This window comes from Phytohabitans sp. LJ34 (assembly GCF_052068095.1).
Lineage (GTDB): Bacteria > Actinomycetota > Actinomycetes > Mycobacteriales > Micromonosporaceae > Phytohabitans.
On the sequence record NZ_JBQHDG010000005.1, the window covers coordinates 183,869 to 209,266 of the forward strand.

Annotated in this window: 19 protein-coding genes and 1 pseudogene; 9 read left to right on the forward strand and 11 right to left on the reverse strand. The window is 70.0% G+C overall.

Annotated elements, in window-relative coordinates; all coding sequences use genetic code 11:
* Positions 1–159: 159 nt before the first annotated feature.
* Positions 160–1,476, forward strand: a complete 1,317-nt coding sequence (locus tag ACTMTJ_RS10865) for a PLP-dependent aminotransferase family protein (protein ID WP_441216030.1) — start codon at positions 160–162, stop codon at positions 1,474–1,476.
* An 8-nt stretch (positions 1,477–1,484) separates the two neighbouring features.
* Entirely contained in the window at positions 1,485–2,438 is a 954-nt protein-coding gene (locus tag ACTMTJ_RS10870; RefSeq protein ID WP_441216031.1) for a D-alanine--D-alanine ligase family protein, read from the forward strand.
* A gap of 68 nt (positions 2,439–2,506) precedes the next feature.
* Here the strand turns inward: ACTMTJ_RS10870 and ACTMTJ_RS10875 are convergent, their stop codons facing one another.
* From ACTMTJ_RS10875 to rpmH, 9 genes are all read right to left on the reverse strand, one after another.
* Complete coding sequence (locus tag ACTMTJ_RS10875; protein WP_441216313.1) at positions 2,507–3,355, reverse strand: hypothetical protein; 849 nt, start codon at positions 3,353–3,355, stop codon at positions 2,507–2,509.
* Between the two features lie 2,100 nt (positions 3,356–5,455).
* On the reverse strand, positions 5,456–6,496 hold the full coding sequence (locus ACTMTJ_RS10880; RefSeq protein WP_441216032.1) for a ParB/RepB/Spo0J family partition protein: 1,041 nt from the start codon (positions 6,494–6,496) through the stop codon (positions 5,456–5,458).
* 34 nt (positions 6,497–6,530) lie between these two features.
* A complete protein-coding gene (locus tag ACTMTJ_RS10885; protein WP_441216315.1) occupies positions 6,531–7,973 on the reverse strand; it encodes a ParA family protein in 1,443 nt (480 codons plus the stop codon).
* 282 nt (positions 7,974–8,255) lie between these two features.
* Positions 8,256–9,017 (reverse strand): 16S rRNA (guanine(527)-N(7))-methyltransferase RsmG, encoded by a 762-nt coding sequence (gene rsmG, locus ACTMTJ_RS10890; RefSeq protein ID WP_441216033.1) that lies wholly within the window; start codon positions 9,015–9,017, stop codon positions 8,256–8,258.
* A 4-nt stretch (positions 9,018–9,021) separates the two neighbouring features.
* Entirely contained in the window at positions 9,022–9,606 is a 585-nt protein-coding gene (locus ACTMTJ_RS10895; RefSeq protein ID WP_441216317.1) for a Jag family protein, read from the reverse strand.
* Positions 9,607–9,775: 169 nt separating this feature from the next.
* A complete protein-coding gene (gene yidC, locus ACTMTJ_RS10900) occupies positions 9,776–10,789 on the reverse strand; it encodes a membrane protein insertase YidC (protein ID WP_441216034.1) in 1,014 nt (337 codons plus the stop codon).
* Positions 10,786–11,043, reverse strand: a complete 258-nt coding sequence (gene yidD / locus ACTMTJ_RS10905; RefSeq protein ID WP_441216319.1) for a membrane protein insertion efficiency factor YidD — start codon at positions 11,041–11,043, stop codon at positions 10,786–10,788. Before yidD ends, yidC begins: the two co-directional genes overlap by 4 nt.
* Before the next feature lie 44 nt (positions 11,044–11,087).
* Complete coding sequence (gene rnpA, locus ACTMTJ_RS10910) at positions 11,088–11,492, reverse strand: ribonuclease P protein component (RefSeq protein ID WP_441216035.1); 405 nt, start codon at positions 11,490–11,492, stop codon at positions 11,088–11,090.
* 31 nt (positions 11,493–11,523) lie between these two features.
* Positions 11,524–11,661, reverse strand: a complete 138-nt coding sequence (gene rpmH / locus ACTMTJ_RS10915; protein ID WP_441216036.1) for a 50S ribosomal protein L34 — start codon at positions 11,659–11,661, stop codon at positions 11,524–11,526.
* Positions 11,662–12,196: 535 nt separating this feature from the next.
* Here rpmH and dnaA point away from each other — a divergent pair.
* The 5 genes from dnaA to ACTMTJ_RS10940 all read left to right on the forward strand — a co-directional run bounded on the left by dnaA (position 12,197) and on the right by ACTMTJ_RS10940 (position 18,380).
* A complete protein-coding gene (gene dnaA / locus ACTMTJ_RS10920) occupies positions 12,197–13,930 on the forward strand; it encodes a chromosomal replication initiator protein DnaA (protein ID WP_441216320.1) in 1,734 nt (577 codons plus the stop codon).
* A 718-nt stretch (positions 13,931–14,648) separates the two neighbouring features.
* On the forward strand, positions 14,649–15,782 hold the full coding sequence (dnaN, locus tag ACTMTJ_RS10925) for a DNA polymerase III subunit beta (protein WP_441216037.1): 1,134 nt from the start codon (positions 14,649–14,651) through the stop codon (positions 15,780–15,782).
* A 61-nt stretch (positions 15,783–15,843) separates the two neighbouring features.
* Complete coding sequence (gene gnd / locus ACTMTJ_RS10930; RefSeq protein ID WP_441216038.1) at positions 15,844–16,719, forward strand: phosphogluconate dehydrogenase (NAD(+)-dependent, decarboxylating); 876 nt, start codon at positions 15,844–15,846, stop codon at positions 16,717–16,719.
* A gap of 7 nt (positions 16,720–16,726) precedes the next feature.
* A complete protein-coding gene (gene recF / locus ACTMTJ_RS10935) occupies positions 16,727–17,854 on the forward strand; it encodes a DNA replication/repair protein RecF (RefSeq protein ID WP_441216039.1) in 1,128 nt (375 codons plus the stop codon).
* The gene (locus ACTMTJ_RS10940) at positions 17,844–18,380 is read left to right on the forward strand and encodes a DciA family protein (protein WP_441216040.1); all 537 of its coding nucleotides are present in this window, start codon (positions 17,844–17,846) and stop codon (positions 18,378–18,380) included. Before recF ends, ACTMTJ_RS10940 begins: the two co-directional genes overlap by 11 nt.
* Positions 18,381–18,555: 175 nt before the next feature.
* Here ACTMTJ_RS10940 and ACTMTJ_RS10945 read toward each other — a convergent pair.
* Both ACTMTJ_RS10945 and ACTMTJ_RS10950 read right to left on the reverse strand, forming a co-directional pair.
* Positions 18,556–19,653 (reverse strand): annotated as a pseudogene (locus ACTMTJ_RS10945) (MFS transporter); the annotation flags it as partial.
* A 160-nt stretch (positions 19,654–19,813) separates the two neighbouring features.
* The gene (locus tag ACTMTJ_RS10950) at positions 19,814–20,368 is read right to left on the reverse strand and encodes a hypothetical protein (protein ID WP_441216041.1); all 555 of its coding nucleotides are present in this window, start codon (positions 20,366–20,368) and stop codon (positions 19,814–19,816) included.
* Between the two features lie 470 nt (positions 20,369–20,838).
* Here ACTMTJ_RS10950 and gyrB point away from each other — a divergent pair, with 470 nt between their 5' ends.
* Positions 20,839–22,782 carry a DNA topoisomerase (ATP-hydrolyzing) subunit B gene (gene gyrB / locus ACTMTJ_RS10955; protein WP_441216042.1) on the forward strand — a complete coding sequence of 648 codons (1,944 nt, stop codon included), beginning with the start codon at positions 20,839–20,841 and terminating at the stop codon, positions 22,780–22,782.
* A 92-nt stretch (positions 22,783–22,874) separates the two neighbouring features.
* Positions 22,875–25,397 carry a DNA gyrase subunit A gene (gene gyrA, locus ACTMTJ_RS10960; RefSeq protein ID WP_441216043.1) on the forward strand — a complete coding sequence of 841 codons (2,523 nt, stop codon included), beginning with the start codon at positions 22,875–22,877 and terminating at the stop codon, positions 25,395–25,397.
* The last annotated feature ends 1 nt before the right edge of the window (position 25,398 follow it).

The following is a 25,398-nucleotide window of genomic DNA, read 5'->3' on the forward strand; positions in this document are numbered from 1 at the left end:
AGAGGTCGGGCAACCGGTCACCCTTGGGACCCGTCTGGTCGGCCCTTGGGCCCGGAATGTGGAACCAGCTGGGGAGGATTGTGCCCGAGGACTAGGATCGATCGGCCAGCAGTGTGGCTGGGCTCGGATGCGTGTTTGCACCCACGAGGCAGGTGAGTCATGACCGGCACGACGCTCGACGACTATACCGATCGCTACGCCCGGCGGGTGCGCGGCATGACGGCTTCGGAGATCCGCGCCCTCTTCGCCGTGGCCAGCCGACCCGAGGTCGTCTCGCTCGCCGGTGGTGCCCCCTACGTTTCCGCCCTCGCGCTCGACGCGGTGGGCGAGATGCTCGGCAAGCTCGCCACCGACCACGGTCACACCACCCTCCAGTACGGGATCGGTCAGGGCACGCTCGAGCTGCGCGAGCGGATCTGCGAGGTGATGGCCCTCTCCGGCATCGACGTCGGCTGCGGCGCCTCCCCCGAAGACGTCGTGGTGACCGTTGGCGGGCAGCAGGCCCTCGACCTTGTCGCGCGCATCTTCCTCGACCCCGGCGACGTGGTGCTCGCCGAGGGCCCCACCTACGTTGGCGCGCTCGGCGTCTTCCAGGCCGCGCAGGCGCAGGTCGTGCACGTGCCGATGGATGACGACGGCATCGTGCCCGAGGCGCTGGAGCTGGCGATCGCGGAGGTCGCCCGGTCGGGGCGGCGCGCCAAGTTCCTGTACACGATCCCCACCTTCCAAAACCCGGCCGGCGTGACGTTGACCGAGGAGCGGCGCGAGCGGGTGCTCGACATCTGCGAACGCGCCGGGTTGCTGGTGGTCGAGGACGACCCGTACGGCCAGCTCAGCTTCGACGGCGACGCGCCCGCCCCGCTGCGCTCCCGCCGCCGCGACGGGGTGTTCTACCTGAGCACGTTCTCGAAGACGTTCGCGCCCGGCATGCGGGTCGGCTGGATCCTCGCGCCGCACGCGGTGCGGGAAAAGCTCGTCATCGCCAGCGAGGCGCAGATCCTGTGCCCCAGCGCCTACGCGCAGGCGGCCGTCACCACCTACCTGGCCACGATGCCCTGGCGCGAGCAGCTGAAGACGTACCGGGAGATCTACCGCGAGCGGCGCGACGCGCTGCTGGGCGCTCTCGCCGACCTGATGCCCGCCGGCACCACCTGGACCGAGCCGAAGGGTGGCCTCTTCGTGTGGGCCACCCTCCCCGAAGGGCTCGACGCGAAGGCGATGATGCCGCGGGCCATCGCCGCCCGCGTGGCGTACGTTCCGGGCACCGGCTTCTACGCCGACGGCACGGGCGCGGGGCACATGCGGCTCAACTTCTCGTTCCCACCCCCGGAGCGGATCCGCGAGGGCGTGCGGCGGCTGGCCGGCGTGATGGAGCAGGAGCTGGCCATGCGGCAGGTGTTCGGCGCGATGACCGGGCTGGCCGCGCGCCGGCGGGGGCAGGCCGCGGCCGATGCCCCTGACCCCGGCTTGGCATGATCTGAGGCATGAATACGGACCTTCGCGTCCTCGTCCTTGCCGGCGGCCTCTCGTACGAGCGGGATGTGTCCCTGAAATCTGGACGTCGCGTGCTCGACGCGCTGCGCGGCGCCGACATCCAGGCCGACCTGCGCGACGCCGACGTCTCACTGCTGCCCGCGGTGCAAGCCGACCCACCCGACGCGGTGGTCATCGCGCTGCACGGCGCCACCGGTGAGGACGGCTCACTGCGCGGGGTGCTCGACCTGTGCGACGTGCCGTACGTCGGCTGCGACGCCCGCTCGGCACGCCTCGCCTGGGACAAGCCGTCGGCGAAGGCGGTGCTGCGCGAGGCGGGCATCCCCACACCCGACTGGGTCGCGCTGCCACATGACCGCTTCTCCGAGCTCGGTGCGGTGGCGGTGCTCGATCGTATCGCCGACCGGTTGGGCCTGCCGCTGATGGTCAAGCCCGCGCAGGGTGGTTCCGGCCTGGGCGCCGCGGTGGTCCGGGACGCGACGGCACTCCCAGCCGCGATGGTGGGTTGCTTCGCGTACGACTCCACGGCGCTCGTCGAGCGGTACGTCGCCGGCATGGACGTGGCGGTGTCGGTCGTCGACCAAGGCGAGGGACCGCAGGCGCTGCCAGCCGTCGAGATCGTGCCGCGCAACGGGGTGTACGACTACGCCGCCCGGTACACCGCCGGCCTCACCACATGGCACGCGCCGGCCCGGCTCGACCCGGACGTGGCGGCGGTGGTGGCCAAGACCGCGATCGCGGCGCACTCGGCACTCGGGCTGCGCGATCTCTCGCGCGTCGACCTGATCGTCGACCCGGAAGGCCAGCCGCACGTACTCGAGGTAAACGTGTCGCCCGGCATGACGGAGACGTCACTGCTGCCGTTGGCGGTGCAGGCGGCCGGGCTCGACTTCGGCAGGCTGCTGGCCACCTTGGTGGAGCAAGCGGCTCGACGCGGATCCTGAGCCTCCAGACACAAGCGCCCCCGTGCCGGGTAGTCCCGGTGCGGGGGCGCGTTGCTTGGTCGGTTGGTTCAGGTCGTGGCGCGCTGGTGTTCGGGTGTTCCTCCGCGGGCCTCGGACTGCTCGGCGGACCTGGCGGCCGGGACGGCGGGGGCGGGCTGGCCTTGGCGCGCCAGGTCGACGGTGGCGGCGTCTTCGTCGACGGTGGCTTCCGCCGGCTTGGCTTCGCCGGCTGGTGCCGGGTCGGTGGCTGGCGCGGCTGCGCTTGAGGTCGCCACTTGGGTTGCGGCCTTCCTGGTGAGGTCGGCGGTCGCGCCGTCGCGAGTCGCCTCGGCGGCGGTGTCCTCGGTGGTGGTGTCCTCGGCGGTGGTGGTGGCGGTGTCCTCGGCAGCAGTGTCCTCGGCGGTGGCGTCCTCGGCGGTGGCGTCCTCGGCGGTGGCGTCCTCGGCAGCGGTCTCCTCGTCGGCGGGTGCTTCGATGAGCGCCACTGAGGTGTCGTCGGCCTCGGCTTGCTGAGCGAGGCTGGCCGCCTCGGCCTCCGCTTGCTGCACCAGGCTCGACGGCGCCTGCCACTCGATCCGCGGCGGCTCGGCGAGCGGCCTGCCGCCGAACTCCGCCAACCACGCGGCGACGAGCGCGAGGTTTTCCCGCCACGTCGACTCGGAGATCGGCGGAAGGATGTCGTCCCACAGCGAGAGGAACGTGCCACGCAGTTGCAGCCGCCCGTACGGCCGGGCGAGGAACCACATGTGCAGGTGTGCCGACCCGTCTCCCCACCGGTTTACGTGGACGCGTGCCACGCCGTCGAGTGACCGGACAGCCCGCTCCAGCCGCACCGTCATCACGCCGAGCTCGGCCGCCAACAGGTTGGGCAGGTCGCCCAGATCGAGGTGCGAGCGGGACTCCAGGATGAGCACCATCGGCAGTCCGGTGGGCCGATCCATGGCGCGCACACGCCATCGCTCACTGACCCAGATGTACGACTCGTCGGGCGCGTTGCACGCGCTACAGTCCGCTGCGTCTTCGCCCTTGCGCGCCGGCTCGTTGTCCACCGGCGGGTCGAGTGGCTTGACCCGCAGGTCGCCCTCGAAAGGGAAGGAGGGCCACTTCGTGAAGTCAGGAACGGGGGATGCTGTGTCTGGCACGAGGCTGACCCTAACGGAGTTCAGGACCGCTGTCCTTCCCCGTTTCGGGCGGACGCCACCTTCTCTGTCCACAGGCAACCACCGTCCCCGACCGGCACTTTCTCTCGAATCTGGCCCGTCTGTGGATAACCTCTGTGGATTGTGCAGGCCCGTGGTTTCACGTGAAACGGGGGGCGCAGGCGGCGGCTCGTTTCCCGTGAAACATGAACCACGTGTTTGGTGATCGCCGGCTGGGGTGCCGTCCCTCGCAGGGCGATGGTTCCGCGCGAGGGAGGGGTCCTTCGTTCTCTAGGCGAGTCGTGGCGAGGCTGCTTCCATCGGGTGCGACGACGACCGGTGGAGGCGATGTTTCACGGGAAACATCGGTGATCGACTTCTCCTGTTCTCTGGTGACGCGGGGGCCCTCCGCTGGCGGTCGTGATGCTCTGCGACGGGCCGAGCCGTCCTGACTTCGCTCCCGCATCCTCTGGCGTCAGCCTCAGCGGCCGACGGGGATCGAGGCCGCTTGGTGGAGGACCATCGGTCGCCCAGATTTGGCAGGCCGCCGATGAGACCCGGCGCCCGTTCCGCGTGCGGGTGTCGATGGGCCTCGGCGTCATTTGGCGGCTGCGGTTTCGTGTGGTTCTCGGGGAGGCAGCCGGGTGGCGTTCCCCGCTCGGCGTCCCCGGCACATGCGATGGCGACCCGGCGGCGAGGGCCGATCTTCTTCGGTCACACGGTCTCGGTGCACCGCCGTGTCCGGCTCCCGAGATCGCCCCGGCGGTGGTGTCTCTATCGAGCGGGCTACAGCGACCGGCTCGCGTCTCGGCATTCGACTGAACCCGACCCAGTTGGACAGTTCCCTCACGACTGCCCGGACCCGGGGCGGGTGACCTCGCCTGCGCGGTGGAATCGCCGGCAGACCTGACGCCCCCGACGAGTCCGTCTCCGCCTCGGGCACACTGGCGCCGGCCCTCGGCCGTGGCGGTCAGCGCCGACGGCCGCCGCCGTTGGCTACTGGTGTCGCGGAGCCGGCCACAGATGCGCCGTTTCCCTAGAAGCCCGCCGCGGCCGAACCCACACCTCGGTGTCGCCGGGAAGACGGCGCTGACGGCTGGGTGCCCACGGGCCACACGGGGGAGCGGTTGCGAGACGGTGCTCCGAAGGCAACGGTGGCGCCCAAGGCCGTGTGCGGCCCACCCGTCTGGCCGCCGTCGCTGCCTCGGCCAGTCGCCATCGGCCTCCTCTGCCACCACCCGGAGCGCCGCCGTCCACACGCCGCCAGAAGCGCCACCCGCACAGCGCCGGAGCCACACCGCGGGCGCACCCGCCGCAGGGCGGCACTGCGACAGCGCCGCTGCCGCACCGCTACGGCGGCGTCGCCCTAACGCTCGGACTGCCACGCCGCATCACCGTCGGACTGCCAATACCGCACGACAACCGGAGCGCGCCATCACCGCGGCCGGCGCCGGCACCGCAACCGCCGCGCTGCCATCACCGCCGGGGAGTCGGGGAGCCGCCACCGCGACGTGGTCCCGCCGCTCCCGGAGATGAACCGCCGGCGAGATGGACAACGGGTGCGGATCGCGGCGCGTTCTCCACGGCCCGCCCACAGCTGGGCCATGTCCTCGGCTGCTCCTGCCACGGCCCAAGACGGCGCCCCAAGCCAACCGGCACGCGGTACCCGGACTCAGCAAACCTCCCGCGGGCGACCGCCGTTCGACCGGAGACCGCCACGAAGGGTCGAGCCTCGACCACAGCGCCTAGCCCACCGACCCACCCCGCCACGTCCGGCAGAGCGAGCAGCCCACGCCCGACCGTTTCACGTGAAACGACGGCGGCCGTGAACCCCCGAGTCGGGTTCACGCCCGCCACTAGACGACGGGGCGCTGCGGGCTACTCCGGTGGCTGCTCCGTCCGCTCCACTCCGATGATGCCCACGATCCGTTCGAGGTCGTCCACAGTGGCGAACTCGATCGTGATCTTCCCCTTACTGCGACCGATGTCGACCTTGACGCGGGTGTCGAAGCGGTCGGACAGGCGCTCGGCGAGATCGCTGAGTGCGGGTGCGTGTGCCTTGACGCGGCGCTTGGCCGGCTTGGCCGCGGGGCTCGGGCCCTCGGCGACGGCCAGCGCGACGAGCTCTTCGGTGGCGCGCACCGAAAGGCCCTCCGCGACGATCCGCAGCGCCAGCTCCTCCTGCGCCTCGTTGTCCTCCAGGCCGAGGAGCGCGCGGGCGTGGCCCGCCGACAGCACCCCGGCCGCCACGCGGCGCTGCACCTGCGCCGGAAGGTTGAGGAGCCGGATGGTGTTCGAGATCTGCGGGCGGCTCCGGCCGATGCGCTTGGCCAGCTCCTCGTGCGTCGCCCCGAACTCCTCCAGCAGCTGCTGGTACGCGGCCGCCTCTTCCAAGGGGTTGAGGTTGGCGCGGTGGATATTTTCGAGCAGCGCGTCCCGGAGCATCGCGTCGTCGCGCGTGTCGCGCACGATGGCCGGGATCGTGTCGCGGCCGGTCGCCTGGGCGGCACGCCAGCGGCGCTCGCCCATGACGAGTTCGTACTTCTCGCCGTCGAGCTCGCGCACCACGATCGGCTGGAGCAGCCCTACCTCCTGGATCGAGGTCTTGAGCTCCTCCATGGCCTCTTCGTCGAAGACGTGCCGTGGCTGCTTCGGGTTGGGCACGATCGACCCGACCGGGATCTCGGCGAAGCGGGCGCCGGGCACGGGGGCGAGGTGGCTCGTGGTGGCCCCGGGCGTGAAGGCCAGCTCGGCCGGCGACACGTGGGCAGGTGGCGCGCTCTCAGTGGCGGCAGCCTCTCCAGCACCGGGCGACGCCGTCGCGTCAGCCGCCTCTTCGCCACCCGACGGCTGTGCGGGCGCGGTGGGGATCAGCGCCCCCAGCCCGCGCCCGAGCCCGCCGCGCGGACGGTTCTTCATGCCGCACTCTCCCGATCATCGACGAACGGCTGCCTCACGCCGCTCCTCCCAGTTTGACCCCGCGCTCCGCGATTTCCTGAGCGGCCTCGAAGTAGCTCGTGGCGCCCCGCGAACCGGGATCGTAGGTCATGACCGACTGGCCGTAGCTGGGCGCCTCGGAGACGCGGACGTTGCGGGGGATGACCGCCTGAAGCACCTTGTCGCCGAAGTGGTTGCGCACGTCCTGCTCGACGGCGTCGGCCAGGCGGGTGCGGCGGTCGTACATGGTCAGCAGGATCGTGGAGACGTCGAGCGTCGGGTTCAGGTGCTGCTTGACGAGGTTGATGTTGTTGATCAGTTGGTTGAGGCCCTCCAGCGCGTAGTACTCGCACTGGATCGGGATCAGCACCTCCTGGGCCGCCACCAACGCGTTGACCGTCAGCAGCCCCAGCGAGGGCGGGCAGTCGATGAAGACGTAGTCGAACTTCTCCGGGTGCGCGGTGATCGCGCGGGAGAGCCGGGACTCGCGGGCGACCACCGAGACGAGCTCGATCTCGGCGCCAGCGAGGTCGATCGTCGCGGGAACACACCAGAGGTTCGGGATCCCCTCGACGGCCTGGGCGACGTCAGCCAGCGGCACGTTGTCGATCAAGCAGTCGTACACGTCCGGGATGCCGGCGTGGTGCGGCACGTTGAGCCCAGTGGAGGCGTTGCCTTGCGGGTCGAGGTCGACCACCAGCACCCGGTTGCCGTGGAGGGCGAGCGCCACGGCCAGGTTTACGGTGGTCGTGGTCTTACCGACGCCGCCCTTCTGGTTTGCCACGCACATGATCCTCGACCGGGCGGGGCGAGGCATGGTGACCTCGCCACTCGGGTTCAGGATCTGAACTGCGCGCATTGCCTCCATAGCCAACGGTGGATCATCCTCTTCACGCGACGGGGTTTCACGTGAAACGTACGCGTCAACCCCTCCTTCCTCCCCATAAGGCCCTGCTGCCGGCGCGGGCGTGTCGGAAGGTGGCGCTGGAGAGGGTGACGGCGCGGCGCCTGAGACAGGCTTTACCGACGCCGTGGCCCGAGCCGGCGCGGGAGCGCTGGCGGGGGAGACCGCCGGAGGAGCCGACGACGGCGCGGGCGGCTGCGGCCTAGGCGCCGGGTTGGGACGGCGATGCGGATCGTCGGGTGCGCCGGTCGGGTAGCCCGTCGGCGGCTGAGGCGTACGCTCTGGCACTGCTGACCTCCCGGTGGCCGGACCCGGCTCGCCGTCAGGGCGGGCGGGGCGGTCGTATCCGCTGCCGGCCCGCGGCTGTGGCACGGCGTGCGGATCGCTCCCTTGCCCGGGAACGGCGCGGCCGACGGACCAGCCCTCGTAGTCGGTTCCACGTGAAACAGCGGCACCGCCCGCGCGATAGCCGCCGGGGTGGCTCAACCCCGAATCGTCGTACCTACCGTTGTCCTGCACCGTGTCATCCCTGTCCACTTCGGATGGGTCGGCCATAACAGCACTCGCGCCCGGATGCCCCGGCGACGCGTGCGGCCCGACGGGCAGCGGGGGACGCTGCCGCACAGGAGCCGCCGCCGGTTCCACACTATCGACGCGCGGCCAGCCTACGGCCGATGGGCGCGAGAGGCCATTGGTGTCCGACACATGAGCCCGACTGGCACCCCGCGGCGGTACGACATACAGGAGAAAGCCGCATACACGCCGCAGTACACCGCCATATCTTGGTACCGCGTCCGGCGGCCATCCGATACCAACAGTTCGTGGCCGCCCAACCATCTAACCCCTCCGCGCTCTACCCCCGCGCGCGGTGCCACCGTCCGATGTAGACCGGCGGCTCGCCCCCCGCGATGCCTTTGACCGTGCCGGCCCGACGGCGCGCTCCCGGACGATCTCCACGACGGTCGTCGGCGGGTCGATGAGACCGACCCCGCATCGCCGTACGACCGGCGTGGCACCGCCCAGCCGACCGATCGCGTCACGGTGTGCCGCCACCTCGTCGGCGGCCGAGGCGCCCTTGAGCGCGAGCAGCCGCCCACCGATGGCGGCGAGGGGTAGACACCAGCCAGCGAGCCGGTCGAGTGGCGCGACCGCCCGAGCGGTGACGATGTCAGCGGGACTCCTCCCGGCGACCTCCTCGGCCCGCGCCCGGACCACCTCCACGGTCCGGTCGAGGTCGAGCTCCGTCACCACCTCCGCCAGGAAGGCGGTCCGTCGTGCCAGTGGCTCGACCAGGGTGACCGTGAGGTCAGGCCGTGCCACAGCAAGCACGATACCGGGCAAACCGGCACCGGACCCCACGTCTACGACAGAAGCCCCCTCCGGGATCAGTTCGGCAACTACCGCGCAGTTGAGCAGGTGGCGATCCCAGATGCGCGGCGCCTCGCGCGGACCGATGAGGCCGCGCACGACCCCTTCGGTCGCGAGCAGCTCCGCGTACGCCACGGCACGGTCGAGCCGGTCACCGAACAGCGCGCCGGCGGGCACAGGCAACGGCCCGGGTGGCGAACCACCCGGGCCGGAAGAGACGTCGCTGGGCACGTGGCTAGTCGGTGACCGGACGCACGACGATGCGCCGGTTGGGCTCGACACCCTCCGACTCGCTCTCCACGCCGGCGAGCGCGTTGACCACGTCGTGTACGCACTTGCGCTCGAACGCGGACATCGCCTCCAGGCGCACCGGCTCGCCGTACTCCTTCACCTTCTCCACGGCGTTCTTGGCGACGGCGGCGAGCTCCTTGCGCCTGTTGGCCCGGTAGCCCCCGACGTCGAGCAGCAGCCGGCTGGGCGTGCCGGTCTGCCGGAACACGGCCAGGCGGGTCAGCTCCTGGAGCGCCTCCAGCGTGGCGCCGCGCTGGCCGACCAGCGGCTGGAGACGCCCGCCGACCACCTCGACGACCGGCCGGCCGGCGGAGACCAGCTCGTCGATGTCGCCGTCGTAGTCGAGGATGTCCAGCAGGCCCTCCACGTAGTCCGCGGCGATCTCGCTCTGCCGGAAGAGATCCGTGTCGCTGGGGGCGGCGTCCGCCTCCTTGACGTCTTCGTCCTCGCCGTCCTCCACCGCATCCGGCTGGGCGTCCAACTCGTCGTCGAGGGACTGGTCGGTCTGGGGAACGCTGGTGTCGGTCACCGGTCTCATCTCCGTACTCGCTCGGCTGGACCGTCTCCGGTCCGCTGGTTTCCCGGGGCGGGCGAGTGCTTGCCTGCGTCCACGGGCACGTCTGTTGTTTGGGCCGCCATTCGCGGTCGCCGGGGGAGCGCCGCGGTGCCCGCCGGCCAGCCGGCGGGCACCGGTCGCGTCAACCCTGGCGCTTGGCGGGCTTGCGCTTCTTCGGATTCACCGGCTTGGCGCCGGGCCGCGGTGCGAGGGCCTTGCCGTCGACCGCCGGCTTGGTGTCTTGCACCGCGCCGTTGTTCTTGGAACGGCTGAACCGGCTCGCCGGCTTGTCCTGCTGCTTCGCCGGGGCCGCCTTGCGGGCGCCCGGACCGGGCACCGCCTTGCCGCTCTTGTTGTTGATCACCGGCGGCGGGTACTTGCGGAGCACCCACTGCTGCTGGCCGAGCGTGAACAGGTTGTTGGTCACCCAGTAGATGATCACGCCGATCGGGAAGATGCCGCCGGAGATGAGCAGCGAGGCCGGGATGCCGTAGAGCATGAGGCGCTGGATCATGCGCTGCTGCGGGTCTTCGGCCCAGCCGGTCTTCAGGATCATCTGGCGGCTGGTGAGGTAGGTCGTCGCGATCATGATCGCGACCAGGATGCCCGCGATGATCTTTACCGTCGTGCCGTCGGCGCCGAGGCCTTGCAGCTCGGACGACGAGGAACGGAACGAGGCGGCGATCGGCGCGGTAAAGAGCTTCGCGTGCACGGCGCTATCCCACTGCGCCTGGCTCCACCCGTAGATCGTCGTGTTGATCGTCTGGAACGGGTCGAGCCGACGGAGCACGTGGAAGAGGCCGAGGAAGACCGGAATCTGAAGGAACATGGGCAGGCAGCCCATGAGCGGATTGGCCTTCTCCTTCCGGTAGAGCTCCATCATTTCTTTCTGGAGCGTCTCCCGGTCACCCTTGTGCTTTTCCTGGAGGGCCTTGACCTGCGGCTGCAACGCCTGCATCGCGCGCTGCGACTTGATCTGCTTGACGAAGACCGGGAAGAGGATCACCCGGAGGGTGACCACCAGGAAGAAGATGGCGAGAATCCAGGCCCAGTTGGTGCCCAAGACGGTGCCATCCGGGATGCCGATCGTTTCCCACAGCGAATGCCAGCGCAGCAGGATCCACGAGATCGCCCAGTAGATCCAGTCGAGACTCAATTCGGGGCTCCAGTCACATCAGCACGACGGTGGCTCTTGGGTGGGGGCACGGGATCGTACCCGCCGGGGTGGAACGGGTGGCAGCGCAACAACCGCCAGGTCGCGAGGCCGGTCCCCCGCAAGGCGCCGTGTGTGGCGATGGCCTCGAGGGCGTACGCACTACATGACGGGTAGAACCGGCAGCGCGCCGGCAATGCCGCGCTTATCCAACGACGGTACGCGATGACCAGTGCGCTCAGCACCCGGGCCGCTATCCCGAGCCGGGGGCGTGGAGCCGGCTGGCCGTGCCGCTCGTCACTCACCGCCGCGCCCCTCTGCCACCCGGGCGGTCTCGGCCCGGCCTGCGGGCGGCGGCGAGTGCGGCGTCCAGGTCGGCGCCGAGCCTCTCGTAGGGCGCGGTGGCCGCACCGGGCTGGGCACGCACGACCAGGACGCTCCCCGGTGGCAGGGTGGCCAGGCGCTCGCGGACGAGGTGGCGAAGCCGGCGGCGCACCGTGTTGCGCGTCACCGCCCCGCCGACGGCCTTGGACACGACGAAGCCGGCGCGCACCGAAGAATCGTCGGTGGGCGCCGGCTCGGAAAGCTCGGTCTGCTGTGGGACGGTCAGGTGGACGACCACGGACCCGCGGCCGGCACGACGGCCGCCGCGTACCGCTGCGGCGAAGTCGCTGCTGCGCCGCAGTCGCTGCGCCGCGGCCAGCACGACTGCCTCACCTTCGACCTGCCCGCCGGGCTCAGGCCGACAGGCGGGTGCGCCCCTTCGAGCGACGGGCGGAGAGGATGGCACGGCCGGCACGGGTGCGCATGCGCAGCCGGAAACCGTGGGTCTTGGCACGCCGGCGGTTGTTCGGCTGGTAGGTGCGCTTGCTCACGTCTAATCTCCGTCTTCACTACCGGGTGCATTTTGCTCAGCACGAGGCGCTCCGTCAGGCCACGGAGCAGCCGCTCAAGCTTACGCAGACCGGCAATCACCGTCAAACGGTCGGGTCCGGGGAGGCATCGAGGAGGGCTTTCGGAACGGCGTGTGCTTCCCGCATCACCGTGGGCAGTGGCCTCAATGCGCGGTTTCGCGGCCACCGACAACGAACCGGTGTGGACAGCGGTTGAAGGGTTGTGGACAACGCTGTTAGCGTGCCCGATTGCCGGTCCGCGACAGGGGGTCACTGCCGCTACAAATCGGTGCAAAACCGGACGAGGCAGTCAGTCGTTCGGCACGGTGTACCGCTTCCAGCGTCGTCGCAGGCCGAGCGAGCTCCGCTGGAGCGTCAGGCTGGAAACCACAATCGGTCGGTACACAGGCTGTGGATAACTTGTGGACGACTGGCGGCAACGGGGGCAGCCCGGGGCGCTCGGAGGGCGAAGGGGGTGGCGCGAGGGGTGGCCGAGAATGATCTGGCCGTCGTCTGGATGGCGGCGACCGAGGAGCTGGCTGACGAGATCGTCTCGGCGCAGCAGCGCGCGTACCTCCGGTTGACCCGCCTTGGTGCCATCGTCGAGGACATCGCGCTGCTGTCCGTGCCGGACGCGTTCACCCGCGACGTCATCGAGTCGCGCCTGCGCCCGGCGATCACCGACGCGCTCTCCCGCCGGCTCGGCCGGCCGATCCAGGTGGCCGTGACGATCCGGCCGCCGGAAGACGGGCAGGGCCGCCCGGCCGGCACCATCTACGGCAGCCCGGCCGACCTCGACGCCGGCGACGACGGGTTCGAGGGCGCCTTCGTGGAGGAGGAGCCGACCGGCTCGGCACAGCACCCGATGTCGCCCGCGGCCGCGCCGGCGACCGGTTCCGCGTCCGTGCCCATGGCCCGCGACCCAGAGCAGGGGCAGGGCGCGCTCTTCTCCGCGCCGCGCCAGGCGACCGAGTCGCTCGGCGACACCGACCGGCTGCCCGTGCACGCCGAGGCCGTCCCCGACTACCGGGACGACATGCACCATCCGGACCTCACTCGCCGGGACGAGCCGACTACCCGAGACCTGCGCCATGACTCCGGGCCCGACAGCGGTCCCGGCCGCGCGGCGGCCATGTCCGACCGGGGCACCGCGGGGCGCGATCACCGTCCGGGCGGTCCCGCCCGCGACGACCGCCGGCCCGGTGGAGGTACCGAGTCGGGCGGCAACCGCCTCAACCCCAAGTACATGTTCGAGACGTTCGTCATCGGCTCGTCCAACCGCTTCGCCCACGCGGCGGCGGTCGCGGTCGCGGAGTCGCCGGCCAAGGCGTACAACCCGCTGTTCATCTACGGCAGCTCCGGGCTGGGCAAGACCCACCTGCTGCACGCGATCGGCCACTACGCCACCACGCTCGGCAACGCCCGCTCCGTGCGGTACGTCTCGACCGAAGAGTTCACCAACGACTTCATCAACTCGCTGCGCGACGACAAGACGAGCGCCTTCCAGCGGCGCTACCGCGACGTCGACATCCTCCTGATCGACGACATCCAGTTCCTGGAAAACCGGGAGCGGACGCAGGAGGAGTTCTTCCATACGTTCAACACGCTCCACAACGCGAACAAGCAGATCGTCATCACCTCGGACCGCTCGCCGAAGCAGCTCGCGACGCTCGAAGACCGGCTGCGTACCCGGTTCGAGTGGGGCCTGCTCGCCGACATCCAGCCGCCCGACCTGGAGACCCGCATCGCGATCCTCCAGAAGAAGGCCGCACAGGAGCGGCTGTTCGCGCCGCCGGACGTGCTGGAGTTCATCGCCTCGCGGATCGCCAACTCGATCCGCGAGCTCGAGGGCGCGCTCATCCGGGTGACCGCGTTCGCGTCGCTGACCCGCTCGGCGGTCGAGCTGTCGCTGGCCGAAGAGGTGCTGCGCGACTTCATCCCGGACGGCTCGGGGCCCGAGATCACCGCTGACCAGATCATGGTGTCGACGGCCGACTACTTCGGCGTGAGCCTCGAAGACCTGCGCGGCCACTCGCGCTCGCGGGTGCTCGTCAACGCCCGCCAGGTTGCCATGTACCTGTGCCGCGAGCTCACCGACCTGTCACTGCCCCGCATCGGGCAGGCTTTCGGCGGCCGCGACCACACCACCGTGATGCACGCCGACCGGAAGATCCGTCAGCAGATGGCCGAGCGCCGCTCGCTGTACAACCAGATCGCCGAGCTGACCAACCGGATCAAGCAGAACTCCTGACAGCCCGCCCCGGACCAGCGAGCCGTCGCCCCGACGGTCCGGGAACACACAGGCGTGCCCGCAGATCCTGGCCGAAAGTCTGCTTTCCACATCCGTCCACACGCGTCCACACGCTGTGTCCACTGTCGGTGGACAACACCTTGTGTTCTTGCGAAGGGTTACCCACAACCTGTGGACAACTCCTGGGGAAACCGCTGTGGACGTGTACGGCGGGTAACAAGACTGTCCACGACCGATGGCGCAGGTGTGTACGAGGTGTTGAAGGTTCTGGGGAAAAGTCGTGGGGGACCTCCACCACGCTCTCCACAGACCTGGGGAGAAACCCGGGGGATAGCCGGTGGATGACCGGTGGACAGAGGTGGACAACCATTGCTCGATCGCCAACCTGTGGAGGGACGGCCCGCTTCCTACCCTGCTTCTCCACAGCCAAACCACCGGTGGATAACGGCCTGGCCAGGGGAGACGCCCGTCCTCCACAGTTCACACAGGCCCTATGAAGACGATGAACTTGATCCTTCTAAGACAACAAAAATCAATCACCGGCGTTGTGCGTTCTGTGGACCGGCTCCCGCCGGGCCAACCTAGGTATCTGATCGGGCAAACCACCGGGGGTGGGCGTACGCCGCCGGCCGGGGAGCCCTATGGTCGGTAGGGCGGTTCTGCGCCGGCGCTCACGGCCCGGACCGCCACACCACCGAGTCGACGCGGAGGCACAGGCATGAAGTTCCGAGTTGAGCGCGACGCGCTCGCCGACGCCGTGGCGTGGACGGCGAAGAGCCTGCCCAACCGGCCTTCGGTGCCGGTGCTCGCCGGAGTGATGATGCGGGTGACCGAGGGGCAGCTCAACGTGTCCGGCTTCGACTATGAGGTCTCCAGTCAGGTGAGCGTCGACGTGCAAGGTGACGCCGACGGCGCGGCCCTCGTGTCCGGCCGCCTGCTCGCCGAGATCACCAAGGCGCTGCCCGCCAAGCCGGTCGACATCGCGGCCGTCGGTGCGCACCTGGAGCTTGTCTGCGGCAGCGCCCGCTTCACGCTGCCCACCATGCCCGTCGAGGACTACCCGACCTTGCCCGAGATGCCCGACAGCGCCGGCACGGTCGACGCGGCCGAGTTCGCCTCCGCGGTGGCCCAGGTCGCGATCGCCGCCGGCCGCGACGAGACGCTGCCGATGATGACCGGCGTCCGCATCGAGCTCAATGGCAGCTCGCTGGCGATGCTCGCCACCGACCGCTACCGCCTCGCGATGCGCGAGATGCAGTGGCGCCCGGAAAACCCCGACCTGAGCATGAACGCGCTCGTGCCCGCCCGCACTCTCGCCGATACCGCCAAGACGCTCGGCCCGCTCGGCGGCGACGTGACGATGGCGCTCGCCCACGGCGGCGCCGGCGAGGGCATGATCGGTTTTGTGGGTGGCGCGCGGCGCACCACCAGCCGCCTGCTCGACGGTGCCAACTACCCGCCGGTGCGTTCACTCTTCCCGGCCTCGCACAACGCCGAGGCCCGTGTGTCGGTCGCCGCCCTCAACGAGGTGGTCCGCCGCGTCGCCCTCGTCGCCGACCGCACGACGCCGGTCCTGTTGAGCTTCAGCGACGAAGGGCTGGTGGTCGAGGCCGGCGGCACCGAGGAGGCGCGGGCCAGCGAGGCGATGGAGGCCGCCTTCACCGGCGAGCCGCTGACCATCGGCTTCAACCCGCAGTACCTGCTCGACGGCCTCGCCGCGCTCGGTTCCCCCACCGCGATGCTGTCGTTCGTCGACGCCTTCAAGCCGGCCGTGATCTCGCCGGCGGGCGAGGATGGTGAGATCGTCCCTGGCTACCGCTATCTGATCATGCCAATCCGGGTAACCCGCTGATCGGGCTATCCGGCGCGACAGCAGGCACAACTAGCCGGGACAAACAGGGGGGATCAGAGTCATGCAGCTAGGGCTTGTGGGCCTTGGCCGGATGGGCGGCAACATGCGTGGGCGGCTGCGCACTGCCGGCCACGAGGTCATCGGATACGACCGCAACCCGGACGTGTCCGACGTCGCCAGCCTGGCCGAGCTGGTCGAGCGGCTGGCGCCGCCGCGTGCCGTGTGGGTGATGGTGCCGGCCGCGGTGACCGACGCGGCGATCGAGGAGCTGGCCACCCTCCTCGCCGAGGGCGACCTCATCATCGACGGCGGCAACTCCCGCTTCAGCGACGACGCGCCACGCGCCGAGCGGCTGGGGCGGCAGGGCATCGGCTACATGGACGTCGGCGTCTCCGGCGGCGTCTGGGGCCTGGAAAACGGGTACGCGCTGATGGTCGGTGGCGACCCCGAGCACGTGTCGCGGCTGGAGCCGGTCTTCGAGGCGCTCAAGCCGCAGGGCCAGTTCGGCTTCGTGCACGCCGGCCCGGTCGGCGCCGGCCACTACGCCAAGATGGTCCACAACGGCATCGAGTACGGCCTGATGCACGCGTACGCGGAGGGCTACGAGCTGCTCACCGCATCCGAGCTCGTCACCGACGTGCCCGGCGTCATCAAGTCCTGGCGGGACGGCTCGGTCGTCGAGTCGTGGCTGCTCGACCTGCTCGACCGGGCGCTCGACGAGGATCCGGATCTGGCCAACCTGAGCGGCTACACGGAGGACACCGGCGAGGGGCGCTGGACCGTCGAGGAGGCGATCCGGCTGGCCGTCCCGATGAACGTGATCGCCGCGTCCCTGTTCGCCCGTTTCGTGTCCCGGCAGGACGACTCGCCGGCCATGAAGGCGGTCGCCGCGCTGCGCCAGCAGTTCGGCGGGCACGCGGTCCGCAAGCGGCCGTAGCCGCCCGATGTACGTCAAACGGCTCGAGCTTGTCGACTTCCGCTCGTACGAGCGGGTGGAGGTCGATCTCGAGCCGGGCGGGTCGGTGCTGGTCGGCCACAACGGCGTCGGCAAGACCAACCTGATCGAGGCGCTCGGCTACGTCGCCACGCTGGGCAGCCACCGCGTGGCCACCGACGCTCCGCTGGTCCGGGCCGGCGCGGCGGCAGCGGTGATCCGCTGCATGATCGTCCACGATGGACGCGAGCTGCTGGTCGAGCTGGAGCTCGTGCCGGGCAAGGCCAATAGGGCCCGGCTCGGCCGCTCGCCGGTGCGGCGGGCGCGCGACGTGCTCGGCGCGCTGCGGCTCGTCCTCTTCGCGCCGGAAGACCTCGAGCTGATCCGCGGCGACCCGGGCGAGCGCCGCCGCTACCTCGACGACCTGCTCGTCGCGCGGCAGCCGCGGTACGCGGGCGTGCGCGCCGACTACGACCGGGTGATCAAGCAGCGCAACGCGTTGCTCCGCACGGCGTACCTGGCCCGCAAGACCGGCGGCAGCCGGGGCGGCGATCTGTCCACACTCGACGTTTGGGACGCACACCTGGCCCACCACGGCGCCGAGCTGCTGGCCGGCCGCCTGGAGCTGGTCGCCGCGCTTGCCCCGCACGTGACGAAGGCGTACGACGCGGTGGCGGCCGGCAAGGGCAGCGCGTCGATCGCGTACAAGGCCACCGTGCCGGTCGACCCGCCCGACCGTGAGGCGCTCCAGGCCGCGCTGGCCGCCGCGCTCGTCGAGTCGCGATCGTCCGAAGTGGAGCGTGGCGTCACGCTGGTCGGCCCGCACCGCGACGACCTCACGCTTACGCTCGGCGACCTGCCCGCCAAGGGCTACGCGAGCCACGGCGAGTGCTGGTCGTACGCGCTGGCGCTCCGGCTCGCCGCGTACGACCTGCTGCGCACCGAGGGCATCGAGCCCGTACTCGTGCTCGACGACGTCTTCGCCGAGCTCGACGCCGGCCGCCGCGCCCGCCTGGCCGAACTTGTCGGTGGCGCGAGCCAGCTGCTGGTAACGTGCGCGGTTGCCGAGGACGTGCCGGCGGTTCTCCGCGGGTCACGCTACGAGGTGGCGGAAGGACGGGTGCACCGTGTCGGATGAGCCCGAAAGCCCGAAGGCCGGACCGGAGTTGGCCCGTGCCGTTCTCGACGCGGCAAAAGCGCGCCGGCAGGCGGCCGCACCCCGCCGGCGTACTCCGTCCAATGGGGACGACGGGCGACCGGTGGTCGGCGGCCGGCGCGCGCGGGGATATTCCGGACCGGGGCCCGACCCCCGCGACCCGCAGGTGTTCGGCGACGTGCTCGCCAAGCTTGTCAAGGCACGGGGGTGGCAGCGGCCGGCGGCGGAGGCCACGGTCTTCGGGGCCTGGGAGCGCGTGGTCGGTCCAGACATCGCCAAGCACAGCCGCCCGATCAAGCTCGACGACGGCGAGCTGACCGTGGAGGCGGAATCTACCGCGTGGGCGACCCAGCTGCGGCTGCTGGCCGCGTCCTTGCTCCGGCGGATCGCCGCCGAAGTCGGCCATAACGTGGTGCGCAAGCTGCACATTCACGGACCGGCCGCGCCGTCCTGGTCACGCGGCGCCAGGCGGGTGCGGGGCCGTGGCCCGCGGGACACATACGGCTGAGTGCCGCGTTCGCGCGCAGCCGCGCGGCGTTCAGGCCGACCGACTCGCGCAGCGTTATCCGCACCTCGACCGGGCGCACCGGCCGGCCGTATAAGCGGGCCAGCGCCACACCGGTCGCGGCGGACGCGATCGCGGCGACCGCGCCGGCCAGCACGAGGGTCTGCCGCGGGCCGACGTGCTCGGCCAGCCAGCCGAGCAGGGGGGCGCCGACCGCGCCGGCCACCGACCCCGTAATCGTCAGTGCGGCCAGCACCCGACCGCGCATCTCCTCCCGGGTGTCGAGCTGTACCCGGGCGGAGACCGTCGTGTCGATCAGGACCGCGGCCGCCGCGATCGGCAGGATCAGCGCGGCAAAGCTCCACACGCCGGGCATCAGCCCCGCGCCCAATTGCAGCGCGCTGGCGAGCAGGCCGGCGCCGACCAGCGTGCGGTAGCCCAGCGACGGCCGCCGGGCCGCGGCGAAGCCGCCGACCACCGTGCCGACCGCGAAGACGGTGGAGAGTGCGCCGTAGCCGCCGGCGCCGCCGCCGAGCGGCCCGCCGCTCATCGCGGCCATCGTGATCTGGTAGTTGCGACCGAGGCTGCCGAGCACGAACGCCAGCGCGAGCGCAACGAGTACGACAGGTTGGCGGATCAGGTACGCGAAGCCGGCGCGCACGCCGCCGTCCTGGGCTGGTTCCGGCGCGGCCGCGTGGGCCGGGCGCACGGCCAGGAGGGCACCGACGACCGCGACGAAGCTCACCGCGTTGACCGCGAACAGCGGGGCGGGTCCGGCGGCGGCCACCATCGCGCCCCCGGCGCTCATGCCGAGGATGCGGCCGGCCGAGTTGGTCAGCGAGCCGAGCGCCAGCGCGTTGCCGAGGGTGTCGCGGTGCACGAGCTGTGCACCGAACCGGCCCATCGCCGGTCCCTCCACGGCCGAGACCACGCCGCCGAGGAGCGAGATCGCGTACACCGCGGGAAGGCCACCGGCGGACGTCGTGGCGATCACCGCGAGAGCCGCCGCGAGCGCGGCGTGCGCGAGCTGGGTGGAGAGCAGCAGCGGGCGGGCCGGCAACCGGTCGGCAAGCGCGCCGCCCCAGGAGGCGAGCAGAAGCACGGGCAGCGCCTGGAGCAGCACCGCGAACCCCATCCGGGCGGCGGATCCGGTCTGTTCCAGGACGTACCAGTTGACGCCCAGCACCTGCATCCACGTGCCCGCGACCGAGACGAACCCCGCACCCGCCCAGATCCGGTAGTCCCGATGTCGCAGGGCGGCGAACGTCGTGCCCATGAAGTGCTGTGCTCCTGCCGTGACTCTCCGTCACCACCGGCTGGTGGCGCGGGCAAGTCTGGCTACTTCAAGGCGGATTTAGCCCGGTCCGGTGAGCGACTTCACGTAGCTCAGCGTGATGATGGGCCGTCCGGACGAGGCCGGAGAAGAGGATCGGCTGTCAGAAGTCGGCGTAGACGGCGAAGCCGCGGTCGGCGCACCGGCGGTAGAAGCGGGACAGCACGCCCAGCTCCGAGCGGGAGAAGCTCCACTGCGGCGCGCCCCCGGACTCGTCGCGCAGCCCGTCGAGGCGGTTGTCGAGCCAGCGCAGCTGCTGGTCGGCCAGGCGGCCGCCGGCGAGGGCCGCGCGCAGCACCGCGCCCACCGTGTCGAACGTGACCGCCTCGCCGTGCTCCCGATGGCTTTCCACGAACCGCTCCAGGCCGCCGGCGATCCAGGCGCAGCCGTCCGGGTCGATCACTGGGTCTTCGTCTTCAGCCGCGGCCTCTGTGGCGTACAGCACACCATCCAGGCCGAGGAGCAGGTCGACCAGCTCCGTGTACGCCGTGGCGCGCACCGTGCCGGTCTTCGCGATGTGGCCGGCGAGCGCCGCGGTCGGCGCAGAGACCTGCGGATCGTCCGCGAGCTCGGCGAAGTCGACGAACTCGGCGGGGGCCACGGGGTCGTAAAAGCGGCCGGTACGCGGCCATTTCACGGCGACGTTGTCCAGCCCCATCGTGGGGTCACCCTCTCCTGTAGCGCAGCGTGACCGTGCGCCTGCTATGTGCAAAAGGCGCCCGGTGGTTCAAACGGCGCCGGGCAAAATTACGACACGGTGTGCCCTTTGCGCGACCCCCGAGTGGGCACTCCCGTAGTTTCGGTCCCGCTGGGCGGTCTTCCGCGTCGGGGCGCCCCGCGTGTGGGGGGAGTCGCGACCGGCGCCATTCGGCCCGCTATGAAGGTCTCAGGTGCCCGCATGGGGTGCCGTGTACCCGGTTTCCGGCCTCCGCACAGTAAGATTGGAGGCGACGAAGACGCCGGTGCATCCGGCGCTCGGAGTGAACGTGATCCGCGGGCGACCGCGGTGACTGGAGCGCCCGCCACAGCATACGTTGCGGTGGCGCGCGCCCCTGCCGCCGTGACAGCCCGCCATACCCCGCGCCCCCGCGCCGACCAGCGCTGGGCAGTGCGAGAAAGTGGCCGAGGGTGGCAGCGCAGAAGAAGCAGGAATACGGCGCCGAGTCGATTACCGTCCTTGAGGGCTTGGAGGCGGTCCGCAAGCGCCCCGGTATGTACATCGGATCCACCGGTGAACGGGGCCTGCACCACCTGGTCTGGGAGGTCGTCGACAACGCGGTCGACGAGGCGCTGGCCGGCTACTGCGACACCATCGACGTGGTCCTCCTCGCCGACGGCGGGGTCCGCGTGGTCGACAACGGCCGCGGCTTTCCCGTCGACCTGCACCCCAAGCTGAAGAAGCCCGGCGTCGAGGTGGCGCTGACCGTCCTGCACGCCGGCGGCAAGTTCGACGGCAAGGCATACCAGGTTTCCGGTGGCCTGCACGGCGTTGGCGTCTCGGTCGTCAACGCGCTGTCGGCGCGGATGGAGCTGGAGATCTGGAAGGACGGCTTCACCTACCGCCAGCAGTACCACGACTCCAAGCCGACCCCGCTGGCGAAGGGCGAGACGACCAACCGCACCGGCTCCTCGGTGGCGTTCTGGCCGGACCCGAAGGTCTTCGAGACCACCGAGTTCATGTTCGAGACGATCTACCGCCGGCTTCAGGAGATGGCGTTCCTCAACCGTGGGCTCACCATCCACCTGCGTGACGAGCGCACGATCGAGGAGGACGGCAAGCCGCGCGAGGTGACCTTCCTCTACAAGGGCGGCATCGCCGACTTCGTGCGGCACCTCAACAACACCAAGAGCGCGATCCACAAGACGGTCATCGAGTTCGGCGCCGAGGACGACGGCATGTCGGTCGAGATCGCGATGCAGTGGAACGAGTCGTACGGCGAGTCGGTCTACACCTTCGCCAACACGATCAACACGCACGAGGGCGGCACCCACGAGGAAGGCTTCCGGGCGGCCCTGACCACCGTGGTCAACAAGTACGGTGCGGACAAGAAGCTCCTCAAGGGCGACGAGAAGCTTTCCGGCGAGGACATTCGCGAAGGGCTCGCCGCGATCATCTCGGTGAAGCTGGCCAACCCCCAGTTCGAGGGCCAGACCAAGACCAAGCTCGGCAACACTCCGGTGAAGAGCTTCGTGCAGAAGGTCTGCAACGAGTGGCTGACCGACTGGCTGGAGCGCAATCCCGCCGAGGCCAAGATGATCATCTTGAAGGCGACCGCCGCCGCTCGCGCCCGGATCGCGGCGGCGCAGGCCCGCAAGCTGGCCCGGCGCAAGTCGCTGCTGGAGTCCGGCTCGATGCCCGGCAAGCTGGCCGACTGCCAGTCGACCGACCCGCGCGAGTCGGAGGTGTTCATCGTCGAGGGCGACTCGGCGGGTGGCTCGGCCAAGCAGGGCCGTGACCCGCGCACCCAGGCGATCCTTCCGATCCGCGGCAAGATCCTCAATGTCGAGAAGGCCCGGATCGACCGGGTGCTCAAGAACAACGAGGTCCAGGCCCTGATCACCGCACTGGGCACCGGCGTGCACGAGGACTTCGATATCGAGAAGCTGCGTTACCACAAGATCATTCTGATGGCCGACGCCGACGTCGACGGCCAGCACATCCAGACGCTGCTGCTGACGCTGCTCTTCCGCTTCATGCGGCCGCTGGTCGAGCTGGGCCACGTCTACCTCGCCGCGCCGCCGCTGTACAAGATCAAGTGGAACAAGAAGGGCGATGACGCGCAGTATGCGTACTCGGACCGCGAACGCGACGGGTTGATCCGGCTCCGCCAGGAGAAGAAGCCCAACGCCAAGCCGGATGACATCCAGCGGTTCAAGGGTCTCGGCGAGATGAACTACCCGGAGCTGTGGGACACCACGATGAACCCGGCCACCCGTACGCTGCGTCAGGTGACCCTGGATGATGCCGCAACGGCGGACGAGCTTTTCAGCGTCCTGATGGGGGAGGACGTGGAGGCGCGTCGCTCGTTCATCCAGCGGAACGCGAAGGACGTGCGCTTCCTGGACATCTAGCGCGGCCCCACAACGTTATCCACAGCTTTTGCAGTTTCCACAGCCGTTGTCCACAGGCTTTATGCGGCTTTTAGTCTGATAAGGGTTTGATTGTGACGGACACTCCATTCGACAGCGAACCGGACGACTCGAACAGCGCCGACGAAAACGGCGAGGGCGGCAACCGCCTTCGGGTCGAACCGGTCGGCCTCGAGGTGGAGATGCAGCGCTCCTACCTCGACTACGCGATGAGCGTGATCGTCGGCCGAGCGCTGCCGGATGTACGCGACGGCCTCAAGCCGGTGCACCGCAAGATCCTCTACGCGATGTACGACTCGGGCTACCGCCCGGACCGCGGCTACGTGAAGTGCTCCCGCGTCGTCGGCGACGTCATGGGTCAGTTCCATCCGCACGGCGACTCCGCCATCTACGACGCGCTCGTGCGCATGGCCCAGCCGTGGTCGCTGCGCTACCCCTTGGTCGACGGCAACGGCAACTTCGGTTCGCCGGGCAACGACCCGGCCGCCGCCATGCGATACACCGAGTGCAAGCTCGACCCGCTGGCGATGGAGATGCTGCGGGACATCGACGAAGACACCGTCGACATGCAGGACAACTACGACGGCCGGGCCAAGGAGCCCACAATCCTGCCGTCGCGGATCCCCAACCTGCTGATCAACGGTTCCGAGGGCATCGCGGTGGGCATGGCCACCAAGATCCCGCCGCACAACCTGCGGGAGATCGCCGCCGCCGTGCAGTGGTGCCTCGAGCACCCGGAGGCCGACGAGGCCACCACGCTCGACGAGCTGATCCAGATCGTCAAGGGCCCCGACTTCCCGACCTACGGCCTGATCGTCGGCATGGCCGGCATCCAGGACGCGTACCGGACCGGCCGCGGGTCGATCCGGATGCGCGCGGTGGTCGAGGTCGAGGAAGACAAGAAGGGGCGCGCCTGCCTCGTCGTCACCGAGCTGCCCTACCAGGTCAACCCGGACAACCTCGCCGAGCGGATCGCCGAGCTGGTCAAGGAGGGCAAGCTCGCCGGCATCGCGGACATCCGCGACGAGTCCTCCGGTCGCACGGGCATGCGCATCGTGATCGTGCTCAAGCGTGACGCGGTCGCGAAGGTCGTGCTCAATAACCTGTACAAGCACACGCAGCTCCAGGAGACCTTCGGCGCCAACATGCTGGCGCTCGTCGACGGGGTGCCGCGCACGCTCAACCTGGCCCAGTTCATCCGGTACTACGTCGAGCACCAGATCGACGTGATCCGCAGGCGCACGGCGTTCCGGCTGCGCAAGGCCGAGGAGCGGGCGCACATCCTGCGCGGTCTGGTCAAGGCGCTCGACGCGCTCGACGAGGTGATCGCGCTCATCCGGCGTTCGCCCACCGTGGAGGAGGCCCGCACCGGCCTGATCCAGCTGCTCGACATCGACGAGGTGCAGGCCACGGCGATCCTCGACATGCAGCTGCGCCGGCTGGCCGCCCTCGAACGCCAGAAGATCATCGACGAGCTGGCCAAGATCGAGCTGGAGATCGCCGACCTCAAGGACATCCTCGCCAAGCCGGAGCGGCAGCGGAAGATCGTCTCGGAGGAGCTGGCCGAGATCGTCGCCAAGTGGGGCGACGACCGCCGCACCAAGATCGTGCCGTTCGACGGCGAGGTCTCGATGGAAGACCTCATCGCCCGCGAGGACGTGGTGGTCACCATCACCCGCACCGGGTACGCGAAGCGCACGAAGGTCGACCTCTACCGCTCGCAGCGCCGGGGCGGCAAGGGGGTTAGCGGCGCCTCACTCCGCCAGGACGACATCGTCAGCCACTTCTTCGTGACCTCGACGCACTCCTGGATCTTGTTCTTCACCAACAAGGGCCGGGTCTACCGGGCCAAGGCGTACGAGCTGCCCGAGGCCAACCGGGTGGCCAAGGGCCAGCACGTCGCCAACCTGCTGGCCTTCCAGCCGGAGGAGCACATCGCGCAGGTGATCGTGATCTCCAATTACCAGGTCGCGCCCTACCTTGTGCTCGCCACCAAGAATGGGCTCGTGAAGAAGACCCGGCTGGAAGAGTTCGACTCCAACCGCAGCGGTGGGATCATCGGGATCAACCTGCGCGACGAGGACGAGCTGGTCGGCGCCGCGCTCGCCGGCCCACAGGACGACCTCCTGCTGGTGTCCAAGAACGCACAGGCCATCCGGTTCAACGCCACCGACGAGGCTCTGCGTCCGATGGGTAGGGCTACCTCGGGTGTGATAGGCATGCGATTCAGTGAGGACGACGTGCTCCTCGCGATGGAGGTCGTACGCGAGGGCATGGATGTTTTGGTGGCGACCAACGGCGGGTATGCCAAGCGCACACCCATCGAGGAGTACCCGGTGCAGGGTCGCGGCGGCAAGGGCGTGTTGACCGCCAAGATCACCGAGCGTCGTGGTGGACTTGTGGGTGCGGTCGTCATCAACCCGGACGACGAGCTCTTCGCTATCACAAGTAACGGCGGAGTTATCCGGACTCCGGTGAAGCCTGTACGCCGCACTCGCGATCGGAACACAATGGGGGTCAAGTTGATGGACCTGCCAGACGGTGTAACCATCGTGGCCATTGCTCGCAATGCCGACGAGCCTGACGAACAGGACTAGT